This window comes from Pseudomonas viciae (assembly GCF_004786035.1).
Lineage (GTDB): Bacteria > Pseudomonadota > Gammaproteobacteria > Pseudomonadales > Pseudomonadaceae > Aquipseudomonas > Aquipseudomonas viciae.
The window spans coordinates 593,318-614,793 of the sequence record NZ_CP035088.1; the positions used below are offsets into that span (position 1 = coordinate 593,318).

General features: G+C 62.1%; 19 protein-coding genes. 12 read left to right on the plus strand and 7 right to left on the minus strand.

Translation table 11 applies throughout. From position 1 onward, the window contains the following. Positions 1-116: 116 nt before the first annotated feature. A complete protein-coding gene (locus EPZ47_RS02615; protein ID WP_135843408.1) occupies positions 117-524 on the plus strand; it encodes a DUF3224 domain-containing protein in 408 nt (135 codons plus the stop codon). Positions 525-729: 205 nt separating this feature from the next. Here EPZ47_RS02615 and EPZ47_RS02620 read toward each other — a convergent pair whose 3' ends face one another. Continuing rightward, on the minus strand, positions 730-2,244 hold the full coding sequence (locus tag EPZ47_RS02620; protein WP_135843409.1) for an AhpA/YtjB family protein: 1,515 nt from the start codon (positions 2,242-2,244) through the stop codon (positions 730-732). Between the two features lie 133 nt (positions 2,245-2,377). Here EPZ47_RS02620 and serB point away from each other — a divergent pair, with 133 nt between their 5' ends. Next, positions 2,378-3,592, plus strand: coding sequence for a phosphoserine phosphatase SerB (gene serB / locus EPZ47_RS02625; RefSeq protein ID WP_135843410.1), 1,215 nt, complete (start codon positions 2,378-2,380; stop codon positions 3,590-3,592). 109 nt (positions 3,593-3,701) lie between these two features. Here serB and EPZ47_RS02630 read toward each other — a convergent pair whose 3' ends face one another. From EPZ47_RS02630 to EPZ47_RS02645, 4 genes are all read right to left on the minus strand, one after another. After that, entirely contained in the window at positions 3,702-5,462 is a 1,761-nt protein-coding gene (locus tag EPZ47_RS02630; RefSeq protein WP_135843411.1) for a molecular chaperone, read from the minus strand. A 189-nt stretch (positions 5,463-5,651) separates the two neighbouring features. Next, a complete protein-coding gene (gene asd / locus EPZ47_RS02635; RefSeq protein WP_135843412.1) occupies positions 5,652-6,515 on the minus strand; it encodes an archaetidylserine decarboxylase in 864 nt (287 codons plus the stop codon). Between the two features lie 19 nt (positions 6,516-6,534). Beyond that, on the minus strand, positions 6,535-7,350 hold the full coding sequence (locus EPZ47_RS02640) for a rhodanese-like domain-containing protein (RefSeq protein WP_135843413.1): 816 nt from the start codon (positions 7,348-7,350) through the stop codon (positions 6,535-6,537). A 42-nt stretch (positions 7,351-7,392) separates the two neighbouring features. Further along, positions 7,393-8,931, minus strand: a complete 1,539-nt coding sequence (locus EPZ47_RS02645) for an HDOD domain-containing protein (protein WP_135843414.1) — start codon at positions 8,929-8,931, stop codon at positions 7,393-7,395. A gap of 166 nt (positions 8,932-9,097) precedes the next feature. Here EPZ47_RS02645 and motA point away from each other — a divergent pair, with 166 nt between their 5' ends. Together motA and motB are read left to right on the plus strand one after the other, a co-directional pair. Beyond that, a complete protein-coding gene (gene motA / locus EPZ47_RS02650) occupies positions 9,098-9,949 on the plus strand; it encodes a flagellar motor stator protein MotA (RefSeq protein ID WP_135843415.1) in 852 nt (283 codons plus the stop codon). Positions 9,950-9,952: 3 nt separating this feature from the next. Next, positions 9,953-10,984, plus strand: a complete 1,032-nt coding sequence (gene motB / locus EPZ47_RS02655) for a flagellar motor protein MotB (RefSeq protein ID WP_135843416.1) — start codon at positions 9,953-9,955, stop codon at positions 10,982-10,984. A gap of 166 nt (positions 10,985-11,150) precedes the next feature. Here motB and rsgA read toward each other — a convergent pair whose 3' ends face one another. Further along, positions 11,151-12,182: a small ribosomal subunit biogenesis GTPase RsgA gene (rsgA, locus tag EPZ47_RS02660; RefSeq protein ID WP_135843417.1), complete on the minus strand. Its 1,032-nt coding sequence runs from the start codon at positions 12,180-12,182 to the stop codon at positions 11,151-11,153. Between the two features lie 109 nt (positions 12,183-12,291). Between rsgA and orn the strand changes: the two genes are divergently transcribed. Further along, positions 12,292-12,834, plus strand: coding sequence for an oligoribonuclease (gene orn / locus EPZ47_RS02665; protein ID WP_024780809.1), 543 nt, complete (start codon positions 12,292-12,294; stop codon positions 12,832-12,834). A 280-nt stretch (positions 12,835-13,114) separates the two neighbouring features. Further along, complete coding sequence (locus EPZ47_RS02670; RefSeq protein WP_046065556.1) at positions 13,115-13,726, plus strand: trimeric intracellular cation channel family protein; 612 nt, start codon at positions 13,115-13,117, stop codon at positions 13,724-13,726. Here the strand turns inward: EPZ47_RS02670 and queG are convergent. Then, entirely contained in the window at positions 13,708-14,787 is a 1,080-nt protein-coding gene (gene queG, locus EPZ47_RS02675) for a tRNA epoxyqueuosine(34) reductase QueG (protein ID WP_135843418.1), read from the minus strand. The genes EPZ47_RS02670 and queG overlap by 19 nt on opposite strands. Before the next feature lie 63 nt (positions 14,788-14,850). Here queG and EPZ47_RS02680 point away from each other — a divergent pair, with 63 nt between their 5' ends. The 6 genes from EPZ47_RS02680 to hfq all read left to right on the plus strand — a co-directional run bounded on the left by EPZ47_RS02680 (position 14,851) and on the right by hfq (position 21,471). Further along, positions 14,851-16,350: an NAD(P)H-hydrate dehydratase gene (locus EPZ47_RS02680; RefSeq protein ID WP_135843419.1), complete on the plus strand. Its 1,500-nt coding sequence runs from the start codon at positions 14,851-14,853 to the stop codon at positions 16,348-16,350. Then, positions 16,338-16,808, plus strand: a complete 471-nt coding sequence (gene tsaE / locus EPZ47_RS02685) for a tRNA (adenosine(37)-N6)-threonylcarbamoyltransferase complex ATPase subunit type 1 TsaE (RefSeq protein WP_135843420.1) — start codon at positions 16,338-16,340, stop codon at positions 16,806-16,808. The genes EPZ47_RS02680 and tsaE overlap by 13 nt, the downstream gene beginning before the upstream one ends. Next, positions 16,808-18,238 carry an N-acetylmuramoyl-L-alanine amidase gene (locus EPZ47_RS02690; RefSeq protein WP_135843421.1) on the plus strand — a complete coding sequence of 477 codons (1,431 nt, stop codon included), beginning with the start codon at positions 16,808-16,810 and terminating at the stop codon, positions 18,236-18,238. Before tsaE ends, EPZ47_RS02690 begins: the two co-directional genes overlap by 1 nt. Beyond that, a complete protein-coding gene (mutL, locus tag EPZ47_RS02695; protein WP_135843422.1) occupies positions 18,235-20,148 on the plus strand; it encodes a DNA mismatch repair endonuclease MutL in 1,914 nt (637 codons plus the stop codon). Before EPZ47_RS02690 ends, mutL begins: the two co-directional genes overlap by 4 nt. Further along, entirely contained in the window at positions 20,148-21,119 is a 972-nt protein-coding gene (miaA, locus tag EPZ47_RS02700; protein ID WP_135843423.1) for a tRNA (adenosine(37)-N6)-dimethylallyltransferase MiaA, read from the plus strand. The genes mutL and miaA overlap by 1 nt, the downstream gene beginning before the upstream one ends. Before the next feature lie 91 nt (positions 21,120-21,210). After that, positions 21,211-21,471, plus strand: a complete 261-nt coding sequence (hfq, locus tag EPZ47_RS02705; protein WP_003186419.1) for an RNA chaperone Hfq — start codon at positions 21,211-21,213, stop codon at positions 21,469-21,471. Positions 21,472-21,476 lie beyond the last annotated feature (5 nt).

Consider the following 21,476-nt stretch of genomic DNA (forward strand, 5'->3'; position numbering starts at 1 on the left):
ACGCGGGCTTTGTTGTTTCTGGGGTGCAAGGGCTCTTATTCCTGGTGGACGTCAGGCAAGATGAGTGCCCGGCGAATCGGGCCTCCCACAGAACGACAAGGAAGAGTTAAACCCCTATGAAAACGACCGTCAGTTGCACCTTTCAGATAACCGGTTGGGATGAGAAGCCGTCGCAAATTCTTGAGGACGCTCCAAAACTTTCCCATGCCAACATCACGCAGTCCTATTCCGGTGCCATCGAGGGAACCAGTAGCGTCGAATACCTGATGTCCTATAGCGCTGACGGCACCGCGTGCTTCGTGGGTTTTGAGCGCATTTGTGCGGTGGTGGCCGGTAAGCGCGGAACATTTGTGGCCCGGCATTCGGGATCATTTTCCGAAGGCAAGGCGCGCAGTACCTGGAGTGTCGTGGAAGGCGCCGGCAGCGGGGAGTTGGTCAATCTGAGTGGTAATGGCAGCTACGTGGCTGGCCATGGCGAGCCGGCACAGGTGTCATTTGAGTATTCGTTTGAGTCTGATCGCTAGGATGTGTTGGATGGGCGCGAATCTGTAGTCTGGATTTGTGCTGTCTGTCCTGACGCCTTTGCGAGCAAGCCCGTTCCCACAAGTGATCTGTGCACGTCACTGATCCAATGTGTGCGGGCTTGCTCGCGAAGAGGCCAATGACAGCAACAAAAAAGCCCGCAGACAATCACTCATCTGCGGGCTTCGTCATTTCAAGTGCTGAGGCTCAGGCCTGGCGTTCATGCATCCGTGCCAGTTGCCGTTCCAGCATCGATGGGTAAGGCTCCATCAGGCGCTCCACGCAGCACGCGCCTTCCGGGCTGGCGATGGGGCGAATGCGTGCGCGTTGGCGGATCAGCGCATTGTCATTGATCTTGCGCTCCACCAGCAGCAGGTTGCGACTGTGTTGCGACAGGGCCAGGGCGTCCTGGGCGGTTTCGGTCAGCAACAGGTCGATCTGGCTCAGGCCGAACAGCCCATCACCCAGGGTCAGGCCCAGTTGCAATTGCAGGGTGATTCCGCTGTCGGCGACCTCGATCTGCAATTGGTGACCCAGGGCCCGCAGTAACTCACCGCAGCAAATGGCGTTGGTCAGGTAGTCGTCACCGCTGTCCTCGGTGTGGAACAGCATCAGCGTGCTGCCGTCGTTCAAGGTGTGCACTTCGCCCTGATAAAGCGACGCAGCCTGGTCGAGGCAGTCACGGTAGCGTTCGAGTAGCTCCTTCAGGCGTGCCTGGGGCAGGCGGCGCAGTTGTTCCTGGGCGCCCAATTGCACGGCCAGCACGGCACTGTGCTGTGGCTGGTTCGAGGCGACAGGCCGGGCGACGGGTTGCGGCGTGCCAGCGACCGATTCGTCCCGCAGGTCGGCAAAGGCGTCGTCGTCTTCATCGTCTTCAACGGTGCGTACCACGTGGCGTGGAGCCGCCTTGGCGGCTGGCATCGGCTGGCTTTCGTCGAAGCCCGGGTCGCGCAGGTTGCGCACTTCGAAACCTGGCTCGGCATCGTCGTCAACGTAATCGATGTCCTCAGGCTCCGGCACGGGTTCAGGCTCCGGCGCGAAACTGGCGTGCAGTTGCCGGGCCAGGTCGCCGATTTCGTCCTGGCGCTGGGTGGCCGGGGTGTGTTCGTCGATGTCCCGCAGCCAGACGCGCAATTGCAGCAGCGGCGTGGAGATGTGTCGGCCCAGGCGCAGGCTCAAGGCCAAGGCCAGCGCCAGCAGTATCGCGCTGAGGATGCCCATGCTTTGCAGGCTGATGGTCATCGGTTGCTGGAACTGATCCATGTCCAGGCTGATGCGCAGTTGCCCGGCGGTCACGTCCTGGAAGGTGATCTTGCTCTGGTACATGCCGCCGGATTCGCCCAGCAGGCCAGGCTTGGGACGCTGGCCGGCCTCGGCGAGGATGCGGTTGTCCACGCTGTAGATGGCAGCATGGGCCACCAGTTTGTTCTTGGTCAGGTTGTTGAGCAGCACGTTGAGACTGAGGATGTCGTTGGACACCAGCAGCTCGGTGGCAGAGGTTGCGGTCTGGGTGGTCAGGCTCTCACCCAGCGCATCGGCCTGCTCATGCATGGCCTGCTTGAACTGCAGACCCATCACGCAGGCATAGATGACCAGGGCCAGGGCGACCAGAATCACGTTATGGCTGGCAATGCGCAATGCAATCGGCACGCGACGGTGGCGCAGTGCGCGGAAGATCAGCAGGAAGAAATTGTCGGTTTTGACTGGCGTGGGCCGGTTCACTGAGCTCGGCTCTTTGTCCGTGAAATTGACGCGCAGTATAGCGACAGCCCCATGACCGGCAAAGCACTGGCGGTGCCCGATGGTCACTGAATGTGGGTAGAATGCGGTTTTTTTCCACCTGCGGGGGTGCGCCTTGCGCGAAATCGTCCTGATAAACATCACTGGCAGCGACCGTCCGGGTCTGACTGCGGCCATTACCGGCGTTCTGGCCCAGGGTGGTGTGAACATTCTCGACATCGGTCAGGCGGTGATTCATGACACGCTGTCGTTCGGCATCCTGGTTGAAATCCCGGACGCCGAACAGAGCAAGTCGGTGCTTAAAGACATCCTGTTCACCGCGTACAAACTCGACCAGCAGGTGCGTTTCACCCCGGTCTCCGAAGCCGACTACCAGCAATGGGTGGCCGGTCAGGGCAAGAAGCGCCACATCGTTACCCTGTTGACTCGCAAGGTCACCGCCGAGCAGTTGCAGCGCGTCAGTTCGATCACCGCCAAATATGACCTGAACATCGATCACATCGACCGTTTGTCCGGGCGCATGCCGCTGGATACCCCGGACGACAAGGGCAAGGGCTGCATCGAGTTCTCTGTGCGCGGTGAACCGGCCGATCCCCAGGCGTTGCGTGCCGAGTTCCTGAGCGTGGCCCAGGAGCTGAATGTCGACATCGCATTCCAGGAAGACTCGCTGTTCCGTCGTAACCGCCGCCTGGCGGTATTCGACATGGATTCGACGCTGATCGAAGCCGAAGTCATCGACGAGTTGGCCAAGGCGGCCGGCGTCGGTGACCAGGTGTCGGCCATTACCGAGCGTGCCATGGCCGGCGAGCTGGATTTTCGCGCCAGCTTCAAGGAGCGCCTGGCGCTGCTCAAAGGTCTGGACGTCAACGTGCTGGACGCCATCGGCGCCTCCCTGCGCCTGACCGAAGGTGCCGAGACTCTGTTCGCGGAACTCAAGCGCCTGGGCTACAAGACGGCGATCCTGTCTGGCGGCTTCACCTACTTCGCCAAGCAGCTGCAGGCCAAGCTCGGCATCGACTACGTATTCGCCAACGAACTGGAAGTGGTGGATGGCAAGGTGACCGGCGTGGCCGTCGAGCCCATCGTCGATGCCCAGCGCAAGGCGGACCTGCTGCGTGAGCTGGCCGAGAAGGAAGGCCTGCGCCTGGAGCAGACCATCGCTGTGGGCGACGGCGCCAACGACCTGCCAATGCTGGCGATCGCCGGCTTGGGCGTGGCGTTCCGGGCCAAGCCGCTGGTAAAACAGTCGGCCAGGCAGGCGATTTCAACCCTGGGGTTGGATGGGGTGTTGTATCTGCTGGGCTTCAGGGATCGGGATGGGCAGCTTTAAGCCCGACGCTTACCTGTGTAGGAGTTGCCGAAGGCTGCGATTTTTTGATCTTTCGCTTGAGACTCAATTGTTCTTGGAAAGATCGCAGCCTCGCTTCGCTCGGCAGCTCCTACAGCGACTTCCACAACGAATCAAAATCTCCCTCAGCGTCGTTGCCATCACCGGTCTCGCCTGAATCCTCCTGGTGATAAGCAAACTGGTTGAAGCTGTGGGTGCTGGTGACCCGTCGGTCCAGCCCCGCCCGGCGTTCCTGGCCATTGGTATTGATCAGCACGTGCTGGCCCTCCTGAAAAGGCAGGCGCGGGGCGATCATGGTGGCAGGCAGGTCAATGGCGCTGATCTCGGGAAGCAACAGCCCTCGCAGGTAGTGGCCGTGCTCATTTTCTTCGCGCACCAGTTGCAGTCCGCAAGGCTGGGCATGGGGCGCGACCAGTTCGATGCCCATTTGCATGGCGCCGTTGCGCACCTGGCGGATCCAGCGCACCACCGCGATGCTCCAGGCTTGATCGCTGGTGTCCCGAATGCCGACCATTTCCCCGGCCTGTAGCTGCTCCGGCACCTCTTTTGGCCAGCCAAGGCAGTAACCGCCGGGGCTGTGGTTGATGATCGGCAGGTCGTAGGTGGGGAAGTGGTGCTGGTTGTCGGAACTGGTGCCATCGTCATCGGCCGGGTTGACCGGATACTCGATTTCTTCATAGGGCAGCAGGTCGCTGTCGCCGGCCGGGGCGGCGTCGAAGGCTTGTTTCCAGGTGTCGTTGGCCTTGGTTGGCGAGGCCTCGAAGCGCGCCTTGCGCGTGCTGGGGTTTTTCAGGATCTCGCTGAAAGAGCGCTCGCCGCCGAGGTAGTAGTGCAGCGCACTCATGCCCACGCACAACGTGAGCGTGCCATTGCCCTCGGTACGCTGAAAGCTGCGTTCAGCGGCTTCGCCCCAGGCGGCTTGCAGGTGATGCAAAGTGTCGGCGCTCATGCCGCCCGGGACTGGCAGGGTGTGGTCGGCGGGTTGTTCCAGATGGCCGGCAATCGCGCGTACCAGTGGTTGTGGATCAAACCCCTGCAAAGTCGGCTGCTGCTCGGCCCTGAACTTGGAGCGATAGCGCGGCCCGACATCCAGTTCCGGCGCGACGGCGAACAGGCTGGCGGTGACGGCGGTCGGATCGAGCTTGACCCACTGGCTCCAGGACTCCAGTACCTCGGCCAGCCGTGCGATCTGGCCCTGGCGCAGTTGATTGCTGCGTGAGGCGTCCAGCAGCAGGGCGACCACATAGGTTTGCTCGGCATTCAACTGTTGCACCTGGCTAGCCAGTTCATCGCTTACGTTGAGGTGCTGCAACCGGTGCTGGCAGGCGATCCGGTACAACTGATGCAAATCGAGCCACAGTCCTTCGGGCACAGGACTGTACAACTGGGTAACACGCAGCAGCGTGCCGTCGAGGGCATGCATCGCCCGTTGCAGCGCGGTGCTCAGCAGGCGGGCCTGGTCCTTGGTGTACTTCGGGGCGATGCGCGCCACGATCTGTTTGTAGCCCATTGCCAGTTGGGTTTGCAGGGCCTGGCACAGGTTGACGATCTTGCGTGAGCGATCATCCAGCATGATGGCCTGTTGCAGGAAGTGCCGCTCCAGGTGCTTGCAGACGTAATACACCTCGGGTCGCAGCAATTCGAGCAACTGCAGGCGATTATCGCTGGGCGTGAGCAACTGGTTGAGTTCGCCGAGGGCCTGATACAGCAAGCGGGCGGTTTCGCCGATGTTGGCCTTGGGCAGGTTGGCGATCCAGCGCTTGAGGTCGCGTGGCGTGGCGTCGCAGAACGACAGGCGTGATTGCGTCGGGGCCAGGACGCGCAATAACTGGAGAGGGCTGGTCTCATTCATGCCGTGGACGGGCTCCGGCGGGAAATGAAAGGGATGTTTCCAACTCTAGCAGTTGTAGTCAAAAGAAGTGCGCTATCTATGCTGGATACCCTGTGGGAGCGAGCTTGCTCGCGATGGCGTCGGACCAGTCGATATCAAGGTGACTGAAGAATCGCTATCGCGAGCAAGCTCGCTCCCACATTTGATCTTTTATTCAGACTTTGGCAGCGCCAGCCCCTGGCCCATCTGCACGGGTGAACCGGCCACCAGTTCTTCGGCCCATTTCACCTGGTCCGGCCCGAACAGCACGATGGCGGTGGAGCCCAGTTTGAAGCGGCCCAGTTCGGCGCCTTTTTCCAGATGGATCGGCGCGCGGGCGGCTTCGTCATAGCGGAAAGTCTTGAGTTCACGCTTGGGTGGAGTCACCAGGCCGGCCCAGACGGTCTCGATGGACGCCACGATCATGGCGCCCACCAGCACCACGGCCATCGGCCCGCGCTCGGTGTCGAAAATGCACGCCACGCGCTCGTTGCGAGCGAACAACTCCGGAACGTTTTCAGCGGTGGTCTGGTTGACCGAGAAGATCCGTCCGGGGATGTAGACCATTTCCCGCAGGGTGCCGGCCAACGGCATGTGCACGCGGTGGTAGTCCTTGGGCGAGAGGTAAATGGTGGCGAAGTCGCCGCCCATGAACGGCGCTGCGTTGGTCGAGTCACCGCCCAGCAGTTCCAGCACGCTGAAGCTGTGGCCCTTGGCCTGGAATACCCGGCCGTGCTCGATCGGGCCGAGCTGGCTGACGGCGCCGTCGGCGGGGCTGAGGATCGCGCCCGGGGTTGGGTCCAGTGGGCGTGCGCCGTCTTTCAAGGCGCGGGTGAAGAATGCGTTGAAATGCTCATAGGCGGTCAGGTCTTCCACCAGGGCCTGGGACATGTCCACTTGATAGCGCTTGGCGAACCACGCGGTGAAGGCATTCTTGAACCAGCGCACGCGGCATTCGGCAATGCAGCCGGCCAACCGCGACAGCAGATGGTGGGGCAACAGGTATTGAGAGAGGATGAACAAACGGTTTTTCATTAACTGTCCTTAAGAACCTTCAGAGCTCGATAGGGGTGTCGGGGTGGTTGCCCCATTCGCCCCAGGATCCGGCGTAGCCTTTGACTCGCGGATAACCGAGCGCCTTGGCCACCAGATAGGTGAAGCCAGAGCGATGGTGAGTCTGGCAGTGGGTGATGATTTCTTTGTCCGGCGTGATGCCCAATTGCTCGAGGATCTGCGGCATATCCTTGCGAATGCGCAGGTTGCGCGCCTGATCCATGCCGGCGGTCCATTCGAAATTGACCGCGCCGGGAATGTGTCCACCCCTGGCGGCGACGACTTTCTCGCCGGAGTATTCCAGCGGGCCGCGTGCGTCCCAGATTGCCAGGTCGGCGGCGCCGAGACGGCTTTGCAGGTACTCACGAGTGGCCGTGGGTTCGTCGTGCAGCGTCAGGTTCACCGCGCCGGCGACGGGTGCGGGCACTTCAGTGGAGACGGGCAGGCCCTCGTTCAGCCACGACAGCAGGCCGCCGTCGAGGTAGTGGTAGTGCGAGTGGCCGATCACGTCCAGTAGCCAGATAAAGCGCCCGGCCCAGCCACCGCCTTCATCGTCATAGACCACGTAGACCGCATCCGGGTGATGCCCGAGCTCACCGAACAGCGCTTGCAGATCGGCTTTGGCCGGCAACAGGCCTGGCGCTGGGGGCAGGCCCAGTTGCGTGCGCTTGGGGTCGACGAAACGTGCGCCGGGAATGTGTCCGGTGCTGTAGCGGGCGGCGCTGGTCAGGTCCACCAGGATCAGTTCGCGGGCGTCGAGGCGCGGCAGCAGCTCGCTCGGCTCGATCACCAGCGGCAAGCCAGAGAAGTCAGGCATGTGAGGTCTCCAGGGGCGCAAAGGGAAACGATTGTAGCAAGTTCAGCGACTGCGGTTGGTAAAGGTATGCAGGGCTCTTTCGATGCATTGCACGGTTTTGCCGAAGGCCTGCACGGTCACGTCCGAGAACGGTCCGCCGCCCTGGTCCACGACCACCAGCATGATCACCCGACCGTTGCAGGTCAGGGAACGCAACAGCAGATGCTCACCCCGGAATAGGCCGCGCAGGCCCGGCGGCAGCAGCGCGGAAAACTGCGCATTGTTCTCGGGGTTAAGGCGCACCTGGGCCTGCTGGGCCAGCAAGCGCTGCAAGACCTTGCTCTGGTTGATGGAGAAACTCATGGCCGCTGCATCCTGGGGCAAGCCGGCGGTTTGATGTACGCGCACGCTGGTCTGGCTGCGGTCGGCCATCAGAATCATCACCCGGCGCATACCGCACGCCACCAGCGCATCCCGAGCCGAGGTGGTCAGGTGGATAGCGTTGCTGAAGGGGCTGGGTTCCACCAGCAATTCGGCACATCGTTTGCGCCATTGACCCAGGTCCTCGGCGCTGGGCGGGGCGGCTGGCAGCAAACCGGGGTGAATGCGACGACTGCCCCAGGGCCAGATCAGCGCCACGGCCGGGTGCCAGAGGTCTGGCATGCTGTGATGGCGGGCACTGTTGACGGCCTGTTGGTGCAGTTGCTGCTGGATTTCATCCATGGACATTTGCAGATACAAACTAGTGAGGTATTGCCAGCGGGCACTGTGAGGACCGTCCCAGGCCTGTTGCGCTGAAAGGGCCAGGCCGTTGGCCAGCAACACGGTGTTGGCCGGCTGATTGAGCCAGCGTCGCAGGATCGGGTCGTCGTCCAGGCGATTCTGCTGGCGCAGCGGGTGTTCGCTGTCCCTGGCGATGCGCAGCACTTTCACCAACTCGCGGCGTTCATTGAGTAACAGGCGGTAGCCCTGTATGACCCAGACGGGCAGCCGCCAGGTCTCCACCAGCGCCAAACAGATTTTCAGCAGGCCGACGCCGAACAGCTCGCGCTCCACCTTGCTGGCCGGCTCGCCTTTATGGATGACCCGCAATTCCCATTCTTCCAGCAATCGCGGGTGAGTCAGGGCCAGAGGCCAGAGTGGTGACAGAAACAACAGGCTGCCCCAGTGGATGTCTTGCCACAGCCGCGCCAGGCGGCTGGCAAAAAAACCATTGGCCTGTTGTGTCGCGTGTTGGCTGATCAATTGCAGCTGGCGCAGGGCAACGGGTATCAGTTGCTCCGGCAACGAGGGCAGGCGGGCAAGCAGTTCTTCGGTGCGCTTGAGACCGAGGCGGTTGATGGCCACTTCGAGATTTTCCGCAGGTTCTGCAAGGCTGCCATGGGTGTGATGGTTGGCTTCGCGGATGACGCTCAGTGCCAGGGCAGGGCTGTCCTGGATGAGCTCGGCGATGTCACGCAATGACCGACGACTGTCGGCAATGGCCTTGCAGACCAGGTCATGACTGGCCTGGGGCACCGGCAGGTGCACGCCCTCGAGCAGCTTTACCCAGCCTTCGAGCGTGGTCGGTCGCGCAGTTGATGTCTTCGTTTCGTGAGTCATGGTTGGACGTGATCATCGGATGAAGTATCTACGCCCGGAACGGGGCAAATTGGCTTTTCGCCAGAACTGGCTATAGTCTGGCGCAGTTTTGCCGATAAGTAGAAGAAGAGATTTTCCAGCTTCCGAATATGACCTTGAACCCGACTTAAATAAGTACTTTCTACCTATGGCTAAAATTATCGGCATCATTGTCGTGTTCGCGAGCGTGCTCGGCGGATACGTACTCTCCCATGGCAAGATTGCCGCCCTGATCCAACCTTTCGAGGTGCTGATCATCGGTGGCGCGGCCCTCGGCGCATTCTTGCAGGCCAACCCTGGCTATATGACGATGCATGTGCTCAAAAAATCCCTGAGCATGTTCGGTTCGCGCTTCAGTCACACCTTCTATCTTGAAGTGCTGGGGCTGATCTATGAAATCCTCAACAAGAGCCGCCGCGAAGGCATGATGGCGATCGAGGGGGATATTGAAGATGCCTCCGCCAGCCCGATCTTCGCCAAGTACCCCTCGGTGCTCAAGGACGCCCGCATGACGGCGTTCATCTGTGATTACCTGCGCATCATGTCGTCCGGCAACATGGCGCCCCATGAACTCGAAGGTCTGTTCGACATGGAGCTGTACAGCCTCAAGGAAGACTTGGAGCACCCGTCCCACGCGGTCAATGGCATCGCTGACGGCATGCCCGGCTTCGGTATCGTCGCGGCGGTATTGGGCATCGTGGTGACCATGGCTTCCCTGGGCGACGGCGACCAGAAATCCATCGGCCTGCACGTGGGTGCGGCACTGGTGGGTACCTTCTTCGGTATTTTGGCCGCGTATGGTTTCTTCGGCCCGCTGGCCCACTCCCTGGCCCACGACGCCAAGGAAGAACTCAACGTCTACGAAGCCATCAAGGCTTCCCTGGTGGCCTCGGCCTCGGGCATGCCGCCATCGCTGGCAGTGGAATTCGGCCGCAAGGTCCTGTACCCGGCGCACCGTCCAAGTTTCGCCGAGCTGGAACAAGCGGTTCGCGGTCGTTAAGTCATGGAAAATAATCAGCCGATTATCGTCAAGCGCGTCAAGCGCATTGCCGCCGGGCATCACGGGGGCGCCTGGAAAATCGCCTTCGCCGACTTCGCGACGGCGATGATGGCGTTCTTCCTGGTGCTGTGGCTGCTGTCCACCGCAACCCCGGAACAGAAGATCGCCATCGCCGGTTACTTCAAGGACCCGGTGGGTTTTACTGAAAGCGGCACGCCGTACATCATCGATCTGGGCGGCTCACCAACCCTGGCGCCGGACACGACCCTCAACCCTGAAGTCAAATCCGAGCCCCAGCCCGACAAGGTGACGGTGGATTCCGAGCAGGTCGAAGGCATGGCCGAGCAGGTCGAGCGTGAACGCCTGGAGTTGCTGCTGCAGGAGCTGCAGAACAAGGTCGAAGAGAACCCGCAGTTGCAGAAATTCAAGGACCAGATCCTCTTCGAAATCACGCCGAACGGCTTGCGCATCCAGATCATGGACGCCGAGAACCGGCCGATGTTCGATTCTGGCAGCGCGCGGCTGAAACCATATTTCGAGGACATTCTGCTGGCCATGGCCGACACCATCAAGGCGGTGCCGAACAAGATCAGTATCAGCGGCCATACCGATGCCAAGCCTTACATAGGTAAGGGCGATTTCGGTAACTGGGAATTGTCTGCCAACCGCGCCAACGCGGCCCGTCGCGCCTTGGTGGCCGGCAGTTATCCCGACGAGCAGGTGGCGCGGGTGGTCGGTTATGCGTCCTCGGCGTTGTTCGATCGCAAGGATCCATTCAACCCGGTCAACCGGCGTATCGATATCGTGGTGTTGACCAAGAAGGCCCAGCAAGCCATCGAAGGTTCGCAAACCGATGATCCGGCGCCGGATCCTGCCCAGGGCGCGCCGGGCGAGGTGCCGCAGACGCCGGGTGCAGCGGCTGATCCGAACGCCTTGCCGGCGGACCAGCAGCCCGTGCCGGCCCATGAGCTGCGCGAACGTCTGAACCTGTTCGACGACGCCGCGCCGAAACCGGCCGAGCCGCCTGCGCAGTAACCCACAAAAAAGCCGACATCATTGTCGGCTTTTTTGTGGATCACTGTTCGCATTAGGCTTGCTCCCGCTGGGCTGCGAAGCAGCCCCATCCAAGGTGAGTGCTTCGCACTCAAGCGGGAGCAAGCTCCCTCGCCACAAGAGTGATTGGTTCCATATTGCGTGCAGGTCAGTAACTACTTTCCGGCAAGCTGGCGATGATCGAGCGGTAGCTGTTCATCCGTTGCTGATGCACGCGGCCTTCTTCCAGGGCCTTGAGCAGGGCGCAACCGGGTTCGCGGTCGTGCTTGCAGTCGCGGAAGCGGCAGGTGCCGATCAGGTCGTTGAACTCGATGAACCCGGCTTCGACATCGGCCCGGCTGACGTGGCCCAGGCCGAATTCGCGGATGCCTGGCGAGTCGATCAATTCACCGCCGCCAGGGAAGTGGAACAACCGCGCGGTGGTGGTGGTGTGGGTGCCTTGGCCAGACAGTTCGGACAACGGCCCGACGCGGGTTTCGACTTCCGGCAGCAGGCTGTTGACCAGCGATGACTTGCCGACGCCGGATTGGCCGACGAACACGCTGATGCGTCCGTCCAGTTGCTGTTGCAACTGCTCCATGCCGTTGCCGTGATGAGCCGAGACTTCCAGCACCGGGTAACCCAAATCCCGATAAACCGACAGCAAGGCATTCAGCGCCGGGGCGTTGTGCTCGTCGATCAGGTCGAATTTGTTGAGCAGTAACAGTGGGCGGATGCCGGCGTGTTCGGCCGCCACCAGGTAGCGGTCGATCAGGTTGGCGTGGGGTTCGGGCAGCGGGGCGAACACGATGACGATCATGTCGACGTTGGCGGCCACCGGCTTGAGCTGGCCGCGGCTGTCCGGACGGCACAGCTCGGTGTGGCGCGGCAATTGCGCGACGATCACGCCGATACCCTGGTTGCCGGCACGCCAGACCACCTTGTCGCCGGTGACCAGCGCTGGCAGGTTGGCCCGCAAGTGGCAGCGGAACACCTGGCCGGCCAGTTCGCCTTCGCAGGCTTCGACCTCGACCTGCACACCGAAGTGTGCGATCACCAGGCCGGTCTGTTCAGGGCCCAGGTCGCCGCCCTCCAGGGCCTCGACCGCACTGGACTCGCGTTTGGCGGCGCGGGCGGCGCGCTCGCCCTGGATCTTTTCGATGCGCCAGTTCTGACGACGATTGAGTTGGCGTTTGGCCATGGGTGTTCCGTATGAAGAAATGCAGCGAATAGGGTAAAACGGCCGCGAGTTTAGCACGCCCAAAGGCCGGCCTAGGCTAAACTGCGCAGCTACGCCGAGGAGCTCCCCTATGCAAAACCCGCAGAACCTGATCTGGATCGACCTGGAAATGACCGGTCTGAACCCTGATACCGACGTCATCATCGAAATGGCCACCATCGTCACCGACAGTGACCTCAACACGTTGGCCGAAGGCCCGGTGATCGCGATCCACCACAGCGACGAAATCCTGGCTGGCATGGACGAATGGAACACTCGCCAGCATGGCGGCTCGGGCCTGACCCAGCGGGTACGTGAGAGCAAAATCAGCATGGCCGAGGCCGAAGCCCAGACCATCGCCTTCCTGGAACAGTGGGTGCCAAAGGGCAAGTCACCGATCTGCGGCAACAGCATCTGCCAGGATCGTCGTTTCCTGTATACCCACATGAAATCCCTGGAAAGCTACTTCCACTACCGCAACCTGGACGTCTCCACCCTCAAGGAACTGGCCGCCCGCTGGGCTCCAGAAGTGCGTGACAGCTTCCAGAAGGGCGGCAGCCACCTGGCCTTGGACGACATTCGCGAGTCCATTGCCGAGTTGCAGCATTACCGTAAGCACTTCATCAAGTTCTGAGTCGGCTCGCAGGCTACTGCGGCGAGGTGGCAGGCGAGAACGCTTTTGTGGCGAGGGAGCTTGCTCCCGCTGGCCTGCGAAGCAGGCCCTCAAAGTTTTTCAGGTCAAACGCACTGCCCGGTTTGCGACTGCTTCGCCGCCGAGCGGGAGCAGGCTCCCTCGCCACGGGGATCAGTTTGGACGGGTGGACAGGGTGTTTAGGCTGGAGTCGTTGCCTTGCCCTCTTTTGGTGCCTGCCCGAAATGGCTAGACTGCGCGCCTTCCTGTAAGGACCGCCCCCATGTTGCTGATGCTCTATCTGATCGCCATCACCGCCGAAGCCATGACCGGCGCCTTGTCCGCCGGGCGCCGTGGCATGGACTGGTTCGGCGTGGTGCTGATCGCCTGCGTCACGGCGTTGGGTGGCGGTTCGGTGCGCGACGTACTGCTCGGTCATTACCCGCTCACCTGGGTCAAGCACCCGGAATACCTGGTGCTGACCACCGCGGCGGCGATGCTCACAGTGTTCCTGGCGCGCTGGATGCGTCATCTGCGTTCATTGTTCCTGGTGCTCGACGCCGTGGGCCTGGTGGCGTTCACCCTGATCGGCTGCATGACTGCCCTGGAAATGGGCCACGGCATGCTGGTGGCGTCGGTCAGCGGTGTCATCACCGGTGTGTTCGGTGGCATCCTGCGGGACATTTTCTGCAACGACATCCCGCTGATCTTCCGCCGCGAACTCTACGCCAGCGTCTCGTTTGCCGCGGCCTGGTGCTATTTGCTGTGTGTCTACCTGCAATTGCCGAATGAGCAGGCGATTCTTATCACCTTGTTTGGTGGTTTTTTGCTGCGGCTCCTGGCGATCCGCTTCCACTGGGAAATGCCGAAGTTCGTCTATAACGACGAGGTTTGACGTCCGGTGTGCTGGCGCAACGCCCATTCCACATGCTCACGCACCAGCTCCGACGGATAGTCGCGCCGGGCCTCCAGCGCTTGTAGCACCGGAATCGTTGACGGGGCATTTCCAAGGCCCACCGCCAGGTTGCGCAACCAACGCTCGTAACCGGCGCGGCGCAGAGGGGAGCCTTCAGTGCTGCTGAGGAATTTCTCCTCGTCCCACATGAACAACTCGGCCAGCCCGGCATTGTCCAGGTTGTGGCGAGGCTTGAAGTCGCTTTCCCCGGACGGTCGGGCGAAGCGATTCCATGGGCAGACGATCTGACAGTCATCACACCCGAACACCCGGTTGCCGATCAACGGTCGCAGTTCCTCGGGGATGGCGCTTTTCAGCTCGATGGTCAGGTAGGAAATGCAGCGGCGGGCATCCAGCACGTAGGGGCCGACGAAGGCATTCGTAGGACAGATGTCCAGGCACGCGGTGCATTTGCCGCAATGTTCGCTGGCATGGGGTGGATCCACCGGCAGGGGCAAGTCGACAAACAGCTCGCTCAAGAAGAAGTAGCTGCCGGCCTTGCGGTTCAGCACCAGGGTGTTTTTACCGATCCAGCCCAGGCCGGCCTGTTCGGCGATGGCTTTTTCCAGCACCGGTGCGCTGTCGACGAAGGCGCGATAGCCAAAGGGGCCGATGACCGCCTGAATTTTTTCTGCCAGTTGCTGCACACGTTTACGGATCAATTTGTGGTAATCGCGGCCCAATGCATAACGCGAGACGTAGGCCTTTTCCGGTTGGCCGAGCATCTGCGCCATTTGTGTGTCGCCCGACAGGTAGTCCATGCGCAGGGAAACCACCCGCAATGTGCCCGGCACCAGTTCCTCGGGGTGCGAGCGTTTGCTGCCGTGGGCGCCCATGTAGTCCATCTCGCCGTGATAGCCCGCGTCGAGCCAGCGCTGCAAATGTTGCTCATGCTCGGCAAGGTCCAGGCCGCTGATGCCGACTTGCTGGAAACCCAGCTCGCGGCCCCAGTCCTTGATGGATTGGGCGAGGGCGGGGAGGTCTGTGGGAATGGCAGGCATGAGGCGAGAGAAACCGGAGCTGAGATGCGTATAATTCTGCCAGACATCGGAGCCTGAAGACGCATGCCGCACACTAAAGATGATTTTCCCGACGCGCTGTACAGTGCCGCGCAGGTCCGGGCCCTTGACGCGCAACTGATCGCGGCAGGTACCAGCGGCTTCGAATTGATGCAGCGCGCGGCCCGTGCCACTTGGCGAGCGATTGTCCGGCACTGGCCTGACGCCAGCGAGCTGACCGTGCTGGCCGGGCACGGCAACAACGCTGGCGATGGCTATCTGGTAGCAACTCTGGCTCGGCGCGCCGGCTGGTCGGTGCGGGTGCTGACGGTGGGCGAACCTCGGCGTTTGCAGGGCGATGCCGCCAACGCCCACGCCGAGGCTGTCGCGGTGGGTGTGCCGGTGGAGCCTTGGTCTGACGAGTCCGAATTGCGTGGCGTGCTGCTGGACGCGTTGCTCGGTACCGGGTTGAGTGGCGATGTACGCGAGCCCTATGTGCGAGCCATCGATACGATCAATGTCAGTGGCCTGCCGGTCGCGGCGGTGGATATTCCCTCGGGACTGTGCGCTGACACCGGGCGGGTGCTGGGCACGGCGGTGGCGGCCGATCTTACCGTGACCTTCATTGGCCTGAAGCTGGGGTTGTTCACGGGGGATGCGGCGGATCGGGTTGGCGAACTGGTGTTCAACGATCTGCACGCCGATCCCGATATCGTTGAGTCGGCAGCGGCCAGCGCCCGACTGCTCTCACCGCACAATCTGCCGTGTCTGACGCCTCGCATGCCGAGCTCCCACAAAGGCAAGTTCGGACATGTGCTGTTGATTGGCGGCGACCGGGGTTTTGGCGGCGCGATCCAGATGAGTGCCGAAAGCGCCCTGCGTTGCGGCGCGGGCATGGTTTCGATGGCGACCCGTAGCGAGCATGTCTCGGCTGCGCTGACGCGTTTGCCCGAGGTCATGGTGCAGGGCACCCATTCGGCCAATCAATTGATGGGCCTGCTCAAGCAGGCCAGTGTACTGGTGGTCGGGCCGGGGCTGGGCCAGGCCGCGTGGGGTCGCAGTCTGCTGTCGGCGGCGGCCAATGCGCTGCTGCCGCAAGTCTGGGATGCCGATGCGCTGAACCTGCTGAGCAGCGGCGTTGTCAGTCTGCCCGAACACTGTGTCATCACCCCGCATCCAGGCGAGGCGGCGCGGCTTCTGGATGTATCCACGGCCCAGGTGCAGGCCGATCGTCCGGCGGCGGCCCGCGCGTTGAGCCAGAAGTACACCGCCACGGTGATTCTCAAGGGCGCCGGAAGCCTCATCTCCAGCCCGGATGGTCGCCTGGCGGTTTGCAGCCAGGGCCATCCGGCCATGGCCACAGCTGGGCTGGGGGATGTGTTGGCCGGCGTGGTCGGTGCCTTGCTCGCCCAGGGCATGGACAGTTTTGAGGCCGCGTGCCTGGCGGTGTGGCTGCACGCCAATGCCGGTGCGCAAACAGGTCGGTCGGGCCGGGGACTGGCGGCGACCGATCTGATCCCGGTCATTCGTCAGTTGTTGGAGGAGCATTCACCGTGCCTGAAGTAACCCTGTACGTGGCGGACGAACAAGCCATGACGGCATTCGGGGCGCGTATTGCGCGCACCACTGGGGGCCATGGCCTGATTTTTCTCGAAGGCGACCTTGGCGCGGGAAAAACCACGTTGTCCCGTGGCATTATTCGCGGCCTCGGACACGTCGGCGCGGTAAAAAGCCCCACGTTCACCTTGGTCGAGCCCTACGAGATCGGCGACATTCGCGCCTTTCATTTCGACCTGTATCGACTGGTGGATCCTGAAGAGCTGGAATTCCTCGGTATTCGCGATTATTTCGAAGATGATGCCTTGTGCCTGATCGAATGGCCCCAGAAGGGTGCAGGCTTTTTGCCAAAGCCCGACCTGACCATTACCATTGGCGCGCAGAACGGCGGGCGTTCGCTGAAACTGACGCCGCAAGGCTCGCGTGGCGAGTCGTGGTGTGCCGCTTTGGCATTGGAAACTAATTGATGATGGGGTTTGGTATGCGCTTTCGCGCGGTGGTTGCTGTCGTAGGACTGTTGCTTACGGCACTGGCCGTCGATGCTGTGGCCGAGACAAAGGTCAACAGCGTTCGCCTCTGGCGGGCGCCGGACAACACACGGCTGGTCTTCGATCTGACGGGGCCGGTGCAGCACAGCGTATTCACCCTGACCGCCCCGGATCGCCTGGTGATTGACATCAATGGCGCGTCCCTGGGGGCGCCACTGAACGTGGCCACCGCCAATACACCGATTACCGCGATGCGCTCGGCCCAACGGACGCCGACCGACCTGCGAGTGGTCATCGACCTGAAAAAAGCCGTGACCCCGAAAAGCTTCACCCTGGCCCCGAATGCCCAATACGGCAACCGATTGGTGGTGGACCTGTTCGACAACCCGGCCGACGCCGCGCCGCCACCGCCGCCGCCAACCAACGTGGCTACCCTACCGGCGGTGCCGGTGACGCCGACTGAACCGGCGATCAAGTTGCCACCGGCCCCGGCCGGCAAACGCGACATCATCGTGGTGATCGACGCCGGTCACGGTGGCGAAGACCCAGGGGCTTCGGGCTCGCGTGGGCAACGTGAAAAAGACGTGGTGCTGTCCATCGCCCGTGAGCTGCAGCGCCAGGTCAACGGCATGAAAGGCTTCCGTGCCGAGCTGACCCGTACCGGCGACTACTTCATCCCCTTGCGCGGCCGTACCGAAATCGCCCGCAAGAAAGGCGCCGACCTGTTCGTTTCCATCCATGCCGACGCTGCACCTTCGGCGGCGGCATTCGGCGCTTCGGTATTTGCCCTGTCCGACCGTGGTGCCACTTCGGAGACTGCCCGCTGGCTGGCCGACAGCGAAAACCGTTCCGACCTGATCGGTGGTGCGGGCAACGTCAGCCTCGACGACAAGGACCGGATGCTTGCCGGTGTGTTGCTCGATTTGTCGATGACCGCGTCGCTGACCTCCAGCCTGAACGTCGGCCAGAAAGTCTTGAGCAACATCGGTCGCGTCACGCCGCTGCACAAGCAGCGTGTCGAGCAGGCCGGGTTCATGGTGCTGAAGTCGCCGGACATCCCGTCGATCCTGGTGGAAACCGGCTTCATCTCCAACGCCAACGAAGCGTCCAAGCTGTCGTCCGCCAATCACCAGCAGGCCCTGGCCCGCTCCATCAGCAGTGGCGTGCGGCAGTTCTTCCAGCAGAACCCGCCACCGGGCACCTACATTGCCTGGCTGCGCGACTCCGGCAAGATCGCCCAAGGCCCGCGGGACCACCGCGTCAACCCTGGCGAGACCCTGGCGATGATTGCCGTGCGCTACCAGGTGTCGCCCGCGCTCTTGCGCAGCGCCAACAATCTCAAGAGCGACGAGCTCAAGATTGGCCAAACCCTGACCATTCCCGGCAATGAAGTGGCGGCCCAGCAATGAGTGATGAAGTGATCGGCAGCAACGCTCGCATCGAACTGCTCAGCCCCCGGCTGGCGAACCAGATCGCCGCCGGTGAAGTGGTCGAGCGCCCGGCGTCGGTCATCAAGGAACTGCTGGAAAACAGCCTCGATTCCGGGGCCAAGCGTATCGATGTGGATGTCGAGCAAGGTGGCGTGAAGCTGCTGCGCGTGCGTGATGACGGTGGCGGTATTTCTTCCGACGACCTGCCGCTTGCCCTGGCGCGTCACGCCACCAGCAAGATTCGCGATCTGGAAGACCTCGAGCGGGTGATGAGCCTGGGCTTTCGTGGCGAGGCGCTGGCGTCCATCAGTTCGGTGTCGCGCCTGACACTCACCTCCCGCACCCGCGACGCCGAGCAGGCCTGGCAGGTCGAGACCGAAGGCCGGGACATGGCCTCTCGCGTGCAGCCCGCGGCTCATCCGGTGGGCACCTCGGTGGAAGTGCGCGATCTGTTCTTCAACACCCCGGCCCGCCGCAAGTTTCTAAAGGCCGAGAAGACTGAGTTCGATCATCTGCAAGAAGTCATCAAGCGTCTGGCCCTGGCGCGTTTTGACGTGGCGTTCCATTTGCGCCATAACGGCAAGACCATCCTCAGCCTGCACGAGGCCCACGACGATGCGGCCCGTGCCCGGCGTGTGGGCGCGGTGTGCGGTGCCGGTTTTCTGGAGCAGGCATTGCCCATCGAGGTGGAGCGCAATGGCTTGCACTTGTGGGGGTGGGTCGGGTTGCCGACCTTTTCCCGCAGCCAGGCGGACCTGCAATATTTCTATGTGAACGGCCGGGCGGTGCGCGACAAGCTGGTGGCTCATGCGGTGCGCCAGGCTTATCGCGACGTGTTGTTCAACGGTCGGCATCCGACCTTCGTGCTGTTTTTCGAAGTCGACCCGGCGGTGGTGGACGTCAACGTGCACCCGACCAAGCATGAAGTGCGTTTCCGTGACGGGCGCATGGTCCACGACTTCCTTTACGGCACCTTGCACCGCGCCTTGGGCGATGTGCGGCCGGAAGATCAACTGGCGGCCCCGGCTGCGGTCGGCGGCATGGTCCGGCCCACCGGGTTGGACGCAGGCGAGTTCGGCCCCCAGGGCGAAATGCGCCTGGCGGCCAATGCGTTGCTGGAACAGCCCCAACCGCAGCCGAGCTACAACACGGCCGGAACCGGTGCTGGCAGCGGCTATCAGTATCAATACACGCCGCGCCCGCAATCGAACGTGCCGGCGGCTGAGGCCCAGGCGGCCTACCGCGAGTTTTTCAAACCCTTGCCCGAACCCGGCGCGGCGGCATTGCCTGACGGCCAGGGTGACATCCCGCCGCTGGGTTATGCCCTGGCGCAACTCAAAGGCATCTATATCCTTTCGGAAAATGCCCAGGGCCTGGTCCTGGTAGACATGCACGCCGCCCACGAGCGGATCATGTACGAACGGCTGAAAATCGCCATGGCCAGCGAAGGCCTGAGCGGCCAGCCGCTGTTGGTGCCCGAATCCCTGGCGGTCAGCCAGCGCGAAGCCGATTGCGCCGAAGAGCATGTGAGCTGGTTCCAGCGCCTGGGCTTCGAATTGCAGCGCCTGGGTCCGGAAACCCTGGCGATCCGCCAGATCCCGGCGTTGTTGAAACAGGCCGAGGCCAATCGCCTGGTCAGCGACGTACTGGCGGACCTGATGGAATACGGCACCAGCGACCGGATCCAGGCGCACTTGAACGAACTGCTCGGCACCATGGCCTGCCACGGCGCGATCCGCGCCAACCGGCGCCTGGCCCTGCCGGAAATGAACGGCCTGCTGCGGGACATGGAAAACACCGAGCGCAGCGGTCAATGCAACCATGGCCGGCCGACCTGGACCCAACTGGGCCTGGACGATCTGGACAAACTGTTTCTGCGCGGTCGTTGATGAGCCAGTTGCCACCCGCGATTTTCCTGATGGGGCCGACTGCCGCTGGCAAGACCGACCTGGCCATCGAGTTGACCAAAGTCCTGCCGTGCGAGCTGATCAGCGTCGATTCGGCGCTGGTTTACCGGGGCATGGACATCGGCACCGCCAAGCCGTCGAAAGAGCTGCTGGCCGAATTCCCCCACCGCCTGATCGATATCCTCGATCCGGCCGAGGCTTACTCGGCGGCCGATTTCCGTCGTGATGCCCTCCAGGCCATGGCCGACATCACCGCACGGGGCAAGATTCCGCTGCTGGTGGGCGGCACGATGCTGTATTACAAGGCCTTGGTCGATGGGCTGGCGGACATGCCAGCAGCCGATCCCGAAGTGCGTGCGCAGATCGAAGAAGAGGCTGCACGCCTTGGCTGGCAAGCACTGCACGAGCAATTGGCGGCCATCGATCCGGAGTCGGCGGCGCGTATTCACCCCAACGACCCGCAGCGGCTCAGTCGGGCGCTGGAGGTTTATCGGGTCAGTGGCCAGAGCATGACGGCCCTGCGCCAGCGACAATCTGCGCAAAGTACTGAAGCAGCCGCTTCGGGACTGCAACAATTGCCCTATACTGTCGCGAATCTGGCCATCGCTCCGGCGAACCGGCAAGTGCTGCATCGGCGAATTGAACAAAGATTCACATTAATGTTGGAACAGGGATTCATCGACGAGGTCGTAGCCCTGCGTGAGCGAAGTGACCTGCATGCCGGGTTGCCGTCTATACGTGCGGTAGGTTATCGACAAGTCTGGGACTACCTGGACGGCAAGCTGACGTCAGCCGAGATGCAGGAGCGGGGGATCATTGCCACGCGCCAATTGGCGAAACGCCAGTTCACCTGGCTGCGCAGTTGGACTGACTTGCATTGGCTCGACAGTCTCGATTGCGACAATCTGCCACGCGCCTTGAAATACCTCGGGACCATCTCCATATTGAGCTGAGTCCTTGCAATTGCCGTCTATCCTTGGGGGTGTGACGGCCCAAGCCATCTGATTCCGATTTTAATTATTGATCCTTAAAGGAGTGCGGCACATGTCAAAAGGGCATTCGCTACAAGACCCTTACTTGAACACTTTACGTAAAGAGAAAGTTGGGGTGTCCATCTATCTGGTCAACGGGATCAAACTGCAAGGCACGATCGAGTCTTTCGACCAGTTCGTCATCCTGCTGAAAAACACCGTCAGCCAGATGGTCTACAAGCACGCGATCTCGACAGTGGTGCCAGTTCGTCCAATTCGTCTGCCTAGCGCAACCGAATCCGAAGGCGGTGACGCTGAACCGGGTAACGCCTGATAGGA

Excerpts from the sequence above, each read along its gene's own strand:
- asd (WP_135843412.1), bottom strand. The coding sequence starts at position 6,515 with ATGAAAAACCGTTTGTTCATCCTCTCTCAATACCTGTTGCCCCACCAT.
- miaA (WP_135843423.1), top strand. The coding sequence starts at position 20,148 with ATGAGCCAGTTGCCACCCGCGATTTTCCTGATGGGGCCGACTGCCGCT.
- EPZ47_RS02615 (WP_135843408.1), top strand. The coding sequence starts at position 117 with ATGAAAACGACCGTCAGTTGCACCTTTCAGATAACCGGTTGGGATGAG.
- EPZ47_RS02670 (WP_046065556.1), top strand. The coding sequence starts at position 13,115 with ATGTTGCTGATGCTCTATCTGATCGCCATCACCGCCGAAGCCATGACC.
- rsgA (WP_135843417.1), bottom strand. The coding sequence starts at position 12,182 with ATGGCCAAACGCCAACTCAATCGTCGTCAGAACTGGCGCATCGAAAAG.
- mutL (WP_135843422.1), top strand. The coding sequence starts at position 18,235 with ATGAGTGATGAAGTGATCGGCAGCAACGCTCGCATCGAACTGCTCAGC.
- EPZ47_RS02640 (WP_135843413.1), bottom strand. The coding sequence starts at position 7,350 with ATGCCTGACTTCTCTGGCTTGCCGCTGGTGATCGAGCCGAGCGAGCTG.
- motB (WP_135843416.1), top strand. The coding sequence starts at position 9,953 with ATGGAAAATAATCAGCCGATTATCGTCAAGCGCGTCAAGCGCATTGCC.
- EPZ47_RS02630 (WP_135843411.1), bottom strand. The coding sequence starts at position 5,462 with ATGAATGAGACCAGCCCTCTCCAGTTATTGCGCGTCCTGGCCCCGACG.
- EPZ47_RS02645 (WP_135843414.1), bottom strand. The coding sequence starts at position 8,931 with ATGACTCACGAAACGAAGACATCAACTGCGCGACCGACCACGCTCGAA.
- EPZ47_RS02690 (WP_135843421.1), top strand. The coding sequence starts at position 16,808 with ATGATGGGGTTTGGTATGCGCTTTCGCGCGGTGGTTGCTGTCGTAGGA.
- queG (WP_135843418.1), bottom strand. The coding sequence starts at position 14,787 with ATGCCTGCCATTCCCACAGACCTCCCCGCCCTCGCCCAATCCATCAAG.
- motA (WP_135843415.1), top strand. The coding sequence starts at position 9,098 with ATGGCTAAAATTATCGGCATCATTGTCGTGTTCGCGAGCGTGCTCGGC.
- orn (WP_024780809.1), top strand. The coding sequence starts at position 12,292 with ATGCAAAACCCGCAGAACCTGATCTGGATCGACCTGGAAATGACCGGT.
- hfq (WP_003186419.1), top strand. The coding sequence starts at position 21,211 with ATGTCAAAAGGGCATTCGCTACAAGACCCTTACTTGAACACTTTACGT.
- EPZ47_RS02680 (WP_135843419.1), top strand. The coding sequence starts at position 14,851 with ATGCCGCACACTAAAGATGATTTTCCCGACGCGCTGTACAGTGCCGCG.